This window comes from Symbioplanes lichenis (assembly GCF_030709675.1).
GTDB classification, from domain to species: Bacteria; Actinomycetota; Actinomycetes; order Mycobacteriales; family Micromonosporaceae; genus Actinoplanes; species Actinoplanes lichenis.
Genome location: NZ_JAUZQD010000002.1, coordinates 667,206 through 679,889, shown reverse-complemented (window position 1 = coordinate 679,889; position 12,684 = coordinate 667,206). Strand labels below are relative to the sequence as shown.

Here is a 12,684-nt window from a genome sequence, read left to right as displayed (position 1 = left end):
GGGCGGCCGGGTCAGTTGCCCCAGAAGATGTAGTTGGCGTTGTACTTGACGCTGGTCTTCTCGCCGTCGGTGCAGGCGGTGGCCGGGGCCACGCCGCCGAAGGTGTTCATGCGCTGGATGTGGGTGACCCCGCTGAGGATCCCCTGCCCGGAGTGGGTCTTGACCTCCAGCAGCAGCTCCGGGATGGCACCGGGCACCGGCGAGTTCGCGATCGGCGACGCGGTGATCAGGGAGCCGTCGGACTCCGACTGCCAGCTCGGCCCGCCGAAGTGGTGGATCTTGCGGTTGGCGCCGTCGAACAGCTGCGCCTCGGGCACCGACGAGCCGGTGAACGTGCCGCCGGTGCAGGTGTAGGTCTGCGTGCCCGAGCCGACGACGAACTGGCCGAGGATCTTCAGGCCGGCGGGCGGCTGCAGCGGCGAGCTCTCGGCGGCGGAGGCCTGGTAGGTGACGGCCGAGGCGGCGACCGCGACCACGGCGGCGCCGGCGACGGCGATCTTGCGCTTCAGGGAAGACATGCCCGGTACTACGCGGGCCCGGGCGCCGCCGATCACCGCGGGACCGCACGGGCACCGAAGCCTTCCTGAAAGGGCGCGATAGCCTGCGGGGGAGCGCGACGGAGGAGAGTGCATGGCGGACGAGCGACGGTGGCTGGCGGCCTATCCCGAGGGGGTGCCGGCGGACATCGCCGAGCCGGAACAGCCGCTGACCGCGAACCTCGACGGCGCGGTCGCCCGCTTCCCGGACCGGGTCGCGCTGGACTTCCTGGGCGCGCGGACCACGTACGCCCAGCTGGGTGACCAGGTCGCGCGGGCCGCCCGGGCCCTGCACGACGCCGGGGTGCGCCCCGGTGACCGGGTCGCGCTGATCCTGCCGAACTGCCCGCAGCACGTCGTCGCGTTCTACGCCGTCCTGCGGCTCGGGGCGATCGCCGTCGAGCACAACCCGCTCTACACCGCCGAGGAGCTCGCCCACCAGCTCGCCGATCACGGCGCCAAGGTCGCGATCTGCTGGGAGAAGGTCGCCGGCACCGTCGCCGCCCTCAAGACGCAGGTCGAGACGCTGATCGCCGTGGACCTGACGGCCGCGCTGCCGCCGCTCAAGCGGCTCGCCCTCAAACTGCCGCTCCCGCCCGCCCGCAAGATGCGCGCCGAGATGCGCGGACCGGTTCCGCCCGGCGCCCTGCGCTGGGAAGAGCTTCTCTCGACGGCGCCGCTGGACGACTCGGTCGCGGGACCCGGCGTCGAGGACGTGGCGCTGCTGCAGTACACCGGCGGCACCAGCGGCACGCCCAAGGGCGCGATCCTGACCCACCGCAATCTCGCCGCGAACGCCGAGCAGAGCCGGGTCTGGGTGCCCGGGCTGCGCGAGGGCGGCGAGACGTTCTACGCGGTGCTCCCGCTCTTCCACGCGTACGGGCTGACGCTGTGCCTGACCACGGCCGTGCGCATCGGGGCGACGATCGTGCTCCTGCCGCGCTTCGACCCGGACATGGTGCTCGACGCGGTGAAGCGGCACCCGCCGACGTTCTTCCCGGGCGTGCCGCCGATGTACGACCGGCTGGCCGCCGCCGCCCGCGAGCGCGGCGTGGACCTGACCACCGCCCGGTACGCCATCAGCGGCGCGATGCCCCTGCGGCCCGGCACGGTCGAGGCGTGGGAGTCGCTCACCGGCGGCCTGCTGATCGAGGGCTACGGCATGACCGAGACGTCCCCGATCACGATCGGCAACCCGATCTCGCCGGGGCGCCGGATCGGCTCGATCGGGATCCCGTACCCGTCGACCTGGGTCCGCATCGCCGACCGCGAGGATCCGTCGGCCGACATGCCGCTCGGCGAGCCGGGCGAGCTGCTCGTGCGCGGCCCGCAGGTCTTCTCCGGCTACTGGAACATGCCCGAGGAGACCGACGCCGTGCTGCTGCCCGGCGGCTGGATCCGCACCGGCGACGTGGCGGTGCAGGACGAGGACGGCTATCTGACCATCGTCGACCGGATGAAGGAGATGATCCTGACCGGCGGGTTCAACGTGTACCCGTCGGAGGTCGAGGACGTGCTGCGGCAGCACCCTGACGTGGGGGACGTGGCCGTGGTGGGGCTGCCCTCCGACCGTACGGGAGAAGAGGTTGTCGCCGTCGTCGTCCCGGCCGACGGCGCCTCGGTGGATCCCGCCGCGGTGCAGGCGTGGGCCCGCGAGCGCCTCTCCGGATACAAGGCCCCCCGCCGCGTCGAACTCGCCGACGACCTGCCCCGCAGCCAGATCGGCAAGATCCTGCGCCGCGAGGTCCGCGACTCGCTGCTGTGACGGCCGGTGCCGGCCCCCTCACCTCGGATGTCCGGTGCGGGGACCGGCGGCCGTCAGTTGTCGAAGTAGAGCACGGCGCCCGGGCACTTCCACGGGCAGTGCAGCTCGGCCCGGTAGACGCGGTACGCCCCGCCGTTCTGCCAGATGTCGTGCTCGTCGCCGTAGTACTGGTATTCGCGGTACCGCTGCGGGTTGCCGGGCACGTCCATGTACCTGACCACCACGAACGACGTCTCGATCACGTCCCAGTTCCGCCAGGTGATGCCCTGGGTGGCGATGTGGTAGTTCCCGGTGGGCCCGAGCGTGAGATTCGCCGTCACGCATGTGTACTCGTTATTCACCCGGCAAGCCACCTGGGCGAGCACCCCCGGCGTCGTGTCCGCGCGGGCCGGTGCCGCCGTGGCGGGCTGCGCCGCGAGGAGAGCGGCCAGGACGGCCGCTGTGGCCGCGAGGATCCTGAGTGCCTTCATGATGTCCCCGTTCTCGAGTCCGGACGCACCCGGAAGCCCGGGTGCCGGTCCCCAGCAAATCCGGTTGCCGCGTTGTCAACAGCCCCGGACGCGGTAGACAACCTGCGAGCTGCGGCGCCGGCGGGCCCCTGGCCGGTCCGCTGTCCGTTGCCGGCGGCTCGCGGTCAGGAACTCGCGTTCCTGGGTGTTGAGCTGCCGCAGGCCGCGCCCGTCCCAGTCGGCCAGGGGCGCGCCTCGGTAGAGGGCACCGCTGTCGCGGCCGTACGAGCGCCAGATCTCCGCGGCCTCGGTGAGCCGCCGATGCAGCCGCAACTCCGCACGACCGGTGTGCAACCAGGCCGCCAGCCGGGGCCACGCCCGGATCAGCCCCTCGTGCGCCAGCTCGGCCGTGCCCGCGCCCAGGACGATCACCCGCGCCCGGGCCAGCTCGGCGAGCACCGGACCGGCGTCGAGCCCGGCCCACTCGGCGGGCCGGACCAGGCGCCTGGTGTCCGGCACGCCGTCGCCGAAGGTGACCAGCCGGACGAGGACCTGCCGGGCTGTCTCCCGGCCGCGCTCGCTCGAGTCCCGGTGGACGGACTCCGCCGCGTCCGTGATCACCCGGCGCATCCCGCCCGCGGCCTCGTACCCGGACAGCGTCAAGATGTCCCCCCGGCGGTGCTGCCAGGCCGCCAGCAGGGCGGTGCCGAGCAGCGGCAGAGCTCCGGGTTGCCCGTCGGCGTCGGCGGCGATCCTGGTCGTCAGCGCTCGCTCCACGCTCAGACCCGCGCGCCGGGCCGGCTCCGCGACGATCTCCCGCAGCTCATCCGCCGCCGGCGGGCCGACAGGGACACCGGCGGCATCGGCGAGCAGCCGAACCGGCGCCGGGTGATCCGTGCACCGGACGAAGAAGTCGGTGCGGACCCCGATCACCACCCGCAGTCGCGGGTCCGCGCGCTCCGCCGCGGTCGTCAGGTCGGCGAGAAAGGCACATCCGCCCGGAGGGCCGTCGAAGAACTCCTCGAACTGATCGACGACCAGCAGGCCGGCGTCGGAGGCCCGCTCGAGTGCCGCCCGCAACGCCCGCGCGGCCCCGGCGCCCGGAGTGATCAGCGAGGCCGGCGAGCCCCGGCGGCGCCACGCCGGGATCAGACCGGCCCGCAACAGCGAGGACTTGCCCGAGCCGGAAGCGCCGTGCACCGCGACGACCCGGTGCTGGCCCAGCGTCTCCAGCACGTGCGCCAGCATCCGCCGCCGTCCGAGGAAGCGGTCCGTGTCGTCCACGCCGTACCCGGCCGGTCCCGGCCAGGGCGGCCGCTGAACCGGTGCCTGCCACGGCCCGCCGCCGCGCATCGCCGCCTGCGCGGCCGACGCCTCCCGCCACCGGTGCTCCCAGGCAGCCGGATCACCACCGCACGCCCGGACGAACGCCAGGGTGACCGGCAAGCTCGGCAGGCTCCGGCCGCCGGCGGCGCCGGCGAGCGTCGCCGCCGAGTAGCCGGCCCGGGCGGCCAGGTGCCGGTAGCCGATGGTGCCCGCAGCCCGGCGCAGGTCGCGCAGTTCCGCGGCGAGCCGCTGCGCCGGACCGGCGGCAGGATCGAGCGCGCGTTCCGGACGGGGCATCCCCTCACTCCGCTCCGCAGCCGGCCTTCGTCTTGAAGCCAGCATCGCGGGCCGGTCGCTCCCGTGCAGTCGGGTTCCTGCCAGCGGCGCGACGGTCTATCGGTCGAGGGACGGGGTGGTGACGGCGACGATGTGGACCGGTTCGGTGTCGGGGCCGAGCCGGACCCAGTTGTGCTCGGACCAGTTCCAGTGCTCGCCTGTGATCAGGTCGTGCGCGACGAACGGGCCCGGCAGGTCGAGATGGATCCACGTCTCACGGGTGACGTCCGGGAACAGGTTGGCGACGACCACGATGGTGTCGTCGCGGTCGTAGACGCGGCGGGTCTTGGAGAAGACGAGGATGTGCTCGTCGTCGGCGGCGTGGAAGCGCAGGTTGCGCAGGCGGTGCAGGGCGGGGTGGGCGCGGCGGATCTCGTTGAGGCGGGCGAGGTAGGGGGCGAGGGACTCGGCGGACCAGTCGCGCGGGCGGTATTCGTACTTCTCGTTGTCGATCTGTTCCTCGGCCCCGGGGCGCGCGACGTGCTCGCGGAACTCGTAGCCGGCGTAGATGCCGTACGTGGGCACCAGGGTCGCGGCCAGCGCGGCCCGCAGCTTCCACGCCGCCGGGCCGCCGTGCTGCAGGAAGGGCGTCAGGATGTCGTGGGTGGTGGGCCAGAAGCTGGGTCGCATGTACGCCGCATCGGATCCCGCCAGCGCCGAACAGTATCCCTCCAGCTCGGTCTTGGTGTGCCGCCAGGCGTAGTAGGTGTACGACTGCTGGAAGCCGACCTTCGCCAGGGTGTGCATCATCGGGGGCCGGGTGAACGCCTCCGCCAGCCAGATGACCTCCGGGCCGCAGTCGCGGATCAGCCGCTCCCACAGCCACAGCGGCTTGGTGTGCGGATTGTCGACCCGGAAGATCGTCACGCCGTGGCCGATCCACAGCCGGACCACGCGCAGGATCTCGGCGTACAACCCCTCGGGGTCGTTGTCGAAGTTCAGCGGATAGATGTCCTGGTACTTCTTCGGGGGATTCTCCGCGTACGCGATGCTGCCGTCGGCCCGCGTCGTGAACCACTCCGGATGTGCCGTCACCCACGGATGATCCGGTGCGCAGTTCAGCGCCAGGTCCAGCGCCACCTCCAGCCCGAGCTCCCGCGCCCGCGCCACGAAGGCGTCGAAGTCGCCGAAGGTCCCGAGGTCGGGATGGATACTGTCGTGCCCGCCCTCGTCCGAGCCGATGGCGTACGGGGATCCCGGGTCCCCGGGCCGGGATACGAGCGCGTTGTTGCGTCCCTTGCGGTTGACCCGCCCGATCGGGTGGATCGGCGTGAGGTAGACGACGTCGAAGCCCATCGCGGCGACGGCGGGCAGCCGGTCGGCCGCCGTGGCGAACGTGCCGCTGACCCAGCGCCCGGCCTCGGCGTCGAAGTACGCCCCCTCGGAGCGCGGGAACAGCTCGTACCAGGCCCCGTAGAGCGCCCGCTCCCGCTCGACCAGCCACGGCACCTCGGCGGAGGCCGTCACGAAGTCCCGCAACGGCCGCGCCGCCAGCCCGGCCCGGACGGCGGCCGACGTCCCCGCGCTCAGCCGGGCCTCGGGCGACGCGCCGGTGTTCCGCATCGCCGCCGCCGCCTCGGTCAGCCCGGCCCGGTCGAGCACCAGCGCGCCCTCGGTCAGCATCAGCTCCACGTCGACCCCGGCGCCGATCTTGACGACGGCGTCGTGGTGCCACGTGCCGTACGGGTCGGACCAGCCCTCCACCCGGTAGGACCACCGCCCCGCCCGATCGGCGCAGACGGTCGCGGACCACGCGTCGAGCCCCGCGTTGACCCGCACCATCGGCACCGCCGACTCGTGGCCGTCGGGATCGGTGCACACCACGGTGGCCCCGACGGCCTCGTGCCCCTCCCGGAACACCGTCGCGGTGACCTCGAACTCCTCGCCCACCACGGACTTCGCGGGTCTTGCGCCCCCGTCCACGACGGGCGCCACGTCCAGCACAGCGATCCGGCCGATCGGTGTCATGCCCTCGACGCTAAGCCACAACGGGCGGTCTCGCCCGGTCGCGCTATCGTGCCGCGCATGTATCACTGCAGCGAGCCGGACGCCACGCCCACGGCGGACGCCTGGCGCGAGGCGTTCATCGGACTGCACGGGGCGAGCGTGGTCAACCTGACCGAGGCGGGACCGTGGGCGGGCCGGCTGGAGTGGCAGCAGTCCCGCTCGTACGGCGTCGCGCTGTGCGGCAACGTACGCGAGGAGTTCGTCCGGCAGCCCCGCCACATCCGCACCGACCCGCGCGACACGGTCGAGCTGCTGGTGCCGACCGCCGGGACCGCCCACGTCGAGCAGGCCGGCGCCGCCGGGGTGATCGCGCCGGGCGCCCTGGCCCTGTGCGACGTCGACCGGCCGGTGCGGTTCTCGCACGCCGAGGACTTCCTGTCGGTCGCGCTGCTCGTGCCGGGGGAGGAGGTCCGCCGCCGCAACCCCGCCGTCCTGCGCGATCCGCCGGTGCTCGACGGCACGGCGGGGCTGGGCCGGCTGATCCGCCAGTCGGTGCTCACCCTGCAGCAGGAGCGCGCGCACCTGTCGGCGACGACCTTCGACATCGCCTGCGACCAGCTGCTCGACCTGGTCTGCCTGGCCGCCGACGGGGCCACGGACTCGGCGCCCGGCGCCCGGCGCCGCGAGGTGGAGGCGCAGGTGCGGCGGTACGTGCGCCGGCACGCCGCCGACCCGGGCCTGAGCATCGCCGGCATCGCCCGGGCGCTCGGCTGGTCTGTGCGCTACCTGCAGGACGTGCTGCAGGCCGCGGGCACGACCGCCCGCGACCTGATCCGCTCGGAACGGCTGCGCCTGGCCCGGTCGCGGCTGGCGGCGCCGGGATGGGACGACCGGTCCATCTCCCGGATCGCGTACGAGTCCGGGTTCGCCGGCCACGCCGCGTTCACCACCGCCTACCGCCGTGAGTTCGGCGTCACCCCGAGCCAGACGCGCCACGATCGTCAGGCCACCGCGCCCCCGTCCACGCGCAAGGTCGAGCCGGTGATGTAGCCGGCGTCGGGCCCGGCCAGGAACGCGACGGCCGCGCCGATCTCGTCCGCGCTCGCGTACCGGCGCAGCGGGATCATCGACACGAAGATCCGGCCCAGCTCGGAGTCGGGCGGCGCGGCCATGTCGGTGTCGACCAGGCCGCACTCGACGACGTTGACAGTGATCCGGCGCGGGGCCAGATCATGGGCCCAGGCCCGGGTGTACGCGCCCACGGCCGCCTTGGTCGCCGCATAGTCGGCCACCCCCGGGGTGCCGGCCCGGGTGCCCAGGGCGGACGACAAGTTGATGATGCGCCCGCCGTCGCTCAGGTGCGGCAGGGCCGCGTACGTGGTGTCGGCCAGCCCGGTGACGTTGACCGCGGCCTGCGCGTCGCGGTCGCCGGCGGCCAGCTCGCCCGCCCGGAACACCGCGGCGCTGTTGACGAGGATGTCGATGCGGCCGAACTGCCGGGCCACCTCGTCCACCATGGCCGTCACCTGGTCGCGGTCGGCCTGGTCAGCCCGCAGCGCCTCCGCCTTGGCGCCCGCCGCGCGCAGGTCGCCGAGCACGGCGGCGGCCTTCTCGGCCTCCTGGCGATAGGTGATGACCACGTCGGCGCCGAGGCGGGCCAGCCGGCGGGCGGTCGCGGCCCCGATGCCCCGGCTGCCCCCGGTGACCAGGGCGATCTTGCCGGAGAGAATGTTGTCGCTCATGGCGGTTCACTCTTCCGCCCGCGACCCGGGGAGTCTTTCGCCGCGGCGCACACCGGTTGCGCTGCCGCGCACGAACAGGGGCCACTGTGGAGCGTCCGGCGCGGTAGGGTCGGGTCTCCGGCGGACACGGGGGTGCACATGTTCGGAGAGCTGCTCGCCAGCCTGACGGCACTGGTCACGATCGGTGCGGCGGCGCCCTCGGAGGCGCTCAAGGACCCCGTGCGGGGCCTGCTCGACCGCAACGGGCCCGCCCCGGCGGCGTACGCGGAGGTGGTCGACGCCTTCGTCGTCAGGGTGACGTGGGCGCAGCTGCAGCCCACGCGCGAGGCCGGGACCAACCACGGCGGGGCGCTGACCACCACGGCGATCGACACGGCGCTGGCCTCCGGGCGGCCGGTCCGGCTGCGGGTGACGGCCGGGATCGACGCGCCGGGCTGGGCCAAGACGCTCGGCGGCAACGGGGCGGCGCTGCCCTGGTACACCGAGCCGACCGGCGGGCCGGTGGGCACGATCGGGGCGTTCTGGTCCCCGGAGTTCGGGCAGGCGTACGCGAACCTGCAGGAGCGGCTGGCCGGGCTCTACGACCAGAACAGTGAGCTGCTGCGCGAGGTCGTCGTCTCGCGCTGCACCACGGAGTTCGCCGAGCCCTACATCCGCCAGACCGGGCAGCTCGCCCGCAACCGGGCGGCGCTGAAGGCCGCCGGTTACACCGCCGCCGCCGACGAGCAGTGCCACCGCGACGAGATCGCCGCCCACGCGGTCTGGACCCGCACCCGCTCCTACCTGGCCTTCAACCCCTACCAGCGGATCACCGAGGCGGCCGGCGACGCGCCCTGGACCGCCTCGGTGGACCCCGCCTTCACCCGGGCGATGATCGACCACTGCCGCACGGTGCTCGGCGCCCGGTGCGTGCTGGGCAACAACTCGCTCGACCCCGACCGGCCCGCCGACTACCTCAGCCTGTACGCCTACATGGCGGGCAAGGGCGGCCCGATCGGCTTCCAGACCGCCACGGCAGCGAAGATCTGCGACCAGATGAGCCCGTGCCCGCCGCAGAAGTGGAACGACACCCTCGCCATGGCCCTGAACTACGGCGCCGGCTCGGTCGAGCTGCCGGAGGCCGCCACCGGTTACACGTCGTGGCCGATCGAGGAGTTCCCGCCGTACCACGGCCTGCGGTACTACGACACCGCGCTGGAGTGAGCCCCGGTCTTCGGGAACGGGCGCCCGCACCCCGGAGGGCGAGACCTTCTCCGCGGGCGTCGCGACCTGGGACGGCGACGAGACGTCGGACGAGCTGATCGCGCGGGCCGATGCCGCCCTCTACGACGCCAAGCGCGTCGGCCGGGACCGCGTCTGTGTCGCCTGAACCGGTCGCATATTGACATCTGCCTATGCGGGGGGACAACGTTGTCACCGTCACCGAAGAAGGGACGGCACCCCCCCATGCTCCGTACCCTCGCCGCGGCGGCCCTCGCCGCCGCCGCAGCACTCTCTGTTCCGCAGGCCGCCCGGGCCGCGGACCTTTCCCTCACCCAGTACGTCAATCCCCTGGTCGGCACCGACGACAGCAACTCGCCCAACCCGGTCGGCGGCGGCGCCGGTGGCAGCACCTTCCCCGGTGCCACCGTGCCGTTCGGGATGCTGCAGTTCAGCCCGGACACGCCGACCGCGTCGCCCTCCGGCTATCGCGACCGCGACCGGACCATCGAGTCGTTCAGCCTCACCCACTTCAACGGCGCCGGCTGCCCGAACAACGAGGACCTGCCGATCCTGCCGGTCACCGGCGCGCTCGGGGCGTCGCCCGGCAGCTCGTGGACCAGCTACGCCTCCGGTTACACCAAGAGCAACGAGGTGGCCCAGGCCGGCTACTACAAGAACCGGCTCGACAAGTACGGCATCGACGCCGAGCTGAGCGCCACGACGCGCACCGGGGCGCTGCGCCTGACCTACCCGGCCACCACCAGCGCCCGCGTGCTCGTCAACGCCAGCCGCTCCGCCACCGGTGACCGCGCCGGCAACGTCACCATCAGCGGGAACCGGGTCTGGGGCGAGCACACGGCCGGCGGCTTCTGCGGCGGCCGCACGTACAAGGTCTACTACTCGATCCTCTTCGACCGGACGCCCACCGGGGTCGGCACCTTCAACGGCGGCACCCTGACGGCCGGGTCGACGACGGCGAGCGGCAACCAGGCCGGCGCCTACGTCACCTTCGACACCACCTCGAACGCCGTGGTCAACGCGACCGTCGGCGTCTCGTTCGTCAGCGTGGCCAACGCGCAGAACAACGCGACAGCCGAGGCGGCGGCCTTCCCGGCCGTACGGGCGAATGCCGACGCCGCGTGGAACAGCGCGCTGAACCGCGTGCAGGTCAGCGGCGGCAGCACCCAGGAGCTGCAGAAGTTCTACACCGCCCTCTACCACGTGCTGCAGAACCCGAACGTGGCCAGCGACACCAACGGCGAGTACCGCGGCTTCGACGGGGCCGTGCACACCGCCTCCCATCCCGTCTACCAGAACTACTCGGGCTGGGACATCTACCGCTCGTGGGCGTCGCTGGTCGCGCTGATCGCCCCGGACGTGATGACCGACATCGTCAAGTCCATGGTGCTCGACGGCCAGCAGGGCGGTCTGCTGCCGAAGTGGTCGCAGCAGAGCATCGAGGACTTCGTCATGCCCGGCGACCCGGGACCGATCGTCGTGGGCAGCGCGTACGCGTTCGGCGTCCGCGGCTTCGACACCGCCGCCGCCCTGGCCCTGATGAAGAAGAGCGCGACCGGCGGCAGCACGCAGGGCTACGTGCTGCGCGGCAATCAGGCCACGTACGACGCCAACCAGTTCATCCCCGGCAACCCCTCCGAGACCCTGGAGTACGCGTCCAGCGACTTCGCCATCGCCCAGTTCGCCCGGTCACTGGGCGACACCGGGGCGTACGCCACGTACAGCGCCCGCTCGCAGTACTGGCGCAGCCTGTTCAACGGCGAGTCGTCGTACATCCACACCCGCGACGGCGGCGGGGCCTGGTCGAACCCGTTCAATCCGGCGCAGGAGAGCCCGTACGTGGAAGGCAACGCCGCCCAGTACTCCTGGATGGTGCCGCACAACCTGGGCTCCCTGATCACCTTGATGGGCGGGCCGGCCACGGCCGTGCAGCGCCTCGATCACCACTTCACCGAGCTCAACGGCGGGCTGTCGCGGCCGTACTTCTACATCGGCAACGAGCCGGAGCACAACGTGCCGTGGACGTACAACTTCGCCCGCAAGCCCGCCGGGGCCAGTGACGCCGTGCGCCGGGTGATGGCCGAGTCGTTCACCACCGGCGCCGGGGGACTGCCCGGCAACGACGACCTCGGCGCGACCTCCGCCTGGTACGTCTGGTCGGCGCTGGGCTTCTATCCGGTCACCCCGGGCGCGGACACCCTGGCCGTGCACGGCGGCGTCTTCCCGAGCGTCGTGATCCAGCGCCCCAGCGGCGCCATCACGGTCACCGGCGGCAGCGCCACCAACCGCTATGTCCAGTCGCTGTCGGTGGGCGGCACGGCCACGACCCACAACTATTTCCGGTACGCCGACATCGCCGGTGGCGCGACCATCGCGTACACGATGGGAAGCAGCCCGTCCGCCTGGGGAACCGGCACCGGTGACGTCCCGCCCAGCTTCACCGACGGCCGCACCCCGCCGCCGGCCGAGCCGGATCTCGGGGCGAACCTCGCCCTGGGCCGCACTGTCAGCGGCAGCGCGTCCTGCGCCGCCACGGAGGCGCCGGCGAAGGCGGTCGACGGCGCGATCGCGGGCAACAGCAAGTTCTGCTCCGCCGCCACACCCCCGCAGCTGCAGGTGGATCTCGGCTCCGCGCGGACGGTGAGCTCGTTCGTCGTCAAGCACGCCGGGCTCGGCGGCGAGCCGACCGGCTGGAACACCGGCGCGTACACGATCGCCACCAGCACCGACGGCACGACCTGGAGCACCGCGGTCACGGTGACCGGGGCCAAGGCCAGCCGCAGCTACCTGCCGATCCCCGCGCGCACCGCCCGCTACGTCCGCTTCGAGGCGAGCCAGCCCGCGGCGGACGGCAGCGGCACCGCCCGCGTCTACGAGCTGGAGGTGTACGGCAGCAGCAGCGCCCCGGCCGACCTGGCCCTGCGCCGCCCGGCGACTGCCGACTCGTCCTGCGGGGCCGCCGAGGGCCCGGACCGGGCCTTCAACGGCAGCTGGCTGGGCGGCTGGAACGACAAGTGGTGCTCGCAGGGCGGCACCAAGTGGCTGCAGGCGGATCTGGGCGCCACCCAGCACATCGGCTCGGTGGTGGTCCGGCACGCCGGGGCGGGCGGCGAGAACCCGGCGTGGAACACCCGGGACTTCGACGTCCAGACCTCGGCCGACGGCGCCACGTGGACCACGCGCGCCCAGGTCCGGGCCAGCACCGCCGACACGACGACGTCGACGGTGAACGCGGACGCCCGCTACGTGCGGGTCGCCGTCGTGACCCCGGCCCAGAACGGCACCGGCGCGGCCCGGATCTATGAGGTGGAGGTGCGCGGCTAGTTTCGCTGGACAATTTGCGGCGGCAAGGGCTGTATTCC

Annotated in this window: 9 protein-coding genes; 4 read left to right on the top strand and 5 right to left on the bottom strand. The window is 73.0% G+C overall.

Translation table 11 applies throughout. The features are described 5' to 3' along the window. Positions 1–11 precede the first annotated feature (11 nt). Positions 12–518 (bottom strand): DUF3455 domain-containing protein, encoded by a 507-nt coding sequence (locus RAN62_RS06995; protein ID WP_305783645.1) that lies wholly within the window; start codon positions 516–518, stop codon positions 12–14. 112 nt (positions 519–630) lie between these two features. On the opposite strand from RAN62_RS06995, the gene RAN62_RS06990 reads away from it, so the two are divergent. Then, on the top strand, positions 631–2,301 hold the full coding sequence (locus RAN62_RS06990) for a long-chain-fatty-acid--CoA ligase (protein WP_305783644.1): 1,671 nt from the start codon (positions 631–633) through the stop codon (positions 2,299–2,301). A 53-nt stretch (positions 2,302–2,354) separates the two neighbouring features. On the opposite strand, the gene RAN62_RS06985 is transcribed toward RAN62_RS06990, so the two are convergent. From RAN62_RS06985 to RAN62_RS06975, 3 genes are all read right to left on the bottom strand, one after another. Then, on the bottom strand, positions 2,355–2,771 hold the full coding sequence (locus tag RAN62_RS06985; RefSeq protein WP_305783643.1) for a hypothetical protein: 417 nt from the start codon (positions 2,769–2,771) through the stop codon (positions 2,355–2,357). Positions 2,772–2,846: 75 nt separating this feature from the next. Beyond that, positions 2,847–4,373: an nSTAND1 domain-containing NTPase gene (locus RAN62_RS06980; protein ID WP_305783642.1), complete on the bottom strand. Its 1,527-nt coding sequence runs from the start codon at positions 4,371–4,373 to the stop codon at positions 2,847–2,849. A gap of 96 nt (positions 4,374–4,469) precedes the next feature. Beyond that, positions 4,470–6,380, bottom strand: a complete 1,911-nt coding sequence (locus RAN62_RS06975; protein ID WP_305783641.1) for an alpha-1,4-glucan--maltose-1-phosphate maltosyltransferase — start codon at positions 6,378–6,380, stop codon at positions 4,470–4,472. Positions 6,381–6,437: 57 nt separating this feature from the next. On the opposite strand from RAN62_RS06975, the gene RAN62_RS06970 reads away from it, so the two are divergent. Continuing rightward, positions 6,438–7,409 (top strand): helix-turn-helix domain-containing protein, encoded by a 972-nt coding sequence (locus RAN62_RS06970; protein ID WP_305783640.1) that lies wholly within the window; start codon positions 6,438–6,440, stop codon positions 7,407–7,409. On the opposite strand, the gene RAN62_RS06965 is transcribed toward RAN62_RS06970, so the two are convergent. Then, positions 7,361–8,101, bottom strand: coding sequence for an SDR family NAD(P)-dependent oxidoreductase (locus tag RAN62_RS06965; protein WP_305783639.1), 741 nt, complete (start codon positions 8,099–8,101; stop codon positions 7,361–7,363). The two genes, RAN62_RS06970 and RAN62_RS06965, sit on opposite strands and share 49 nt — an antisense overlap. A gap of 138 nt (positions 8,102–8,239) precedes the next feature. Here RAN62_RS06965 and RAN62_RS06960 point away from each other — a divergent pair, with 138 nt between their 5' ends. Beyond that, a complete protein-coding gene (locus RAN62_RS06960; RefSeq protein ID WP_305783638.1) occupies positions 8,240–9,304 on the top strand; it encodes a hypothetical protein in 1,065 nt (354 codons plus the stop codon). 243 nt (positions 9,305–9,547) lie between these two features. Next, a complete protein-coding gene (locus RAN62_RS06955) occupies positions 9,548–12,646 on the top strand; it encodes a GH92 family glycosyl hydrolase (RefSeq protein ID WP_305783637.1) in 3,099 nt (1,032 codons plus the stop codon). Positions 12,647–12,684: the final 38 nt, after the last annotated feature.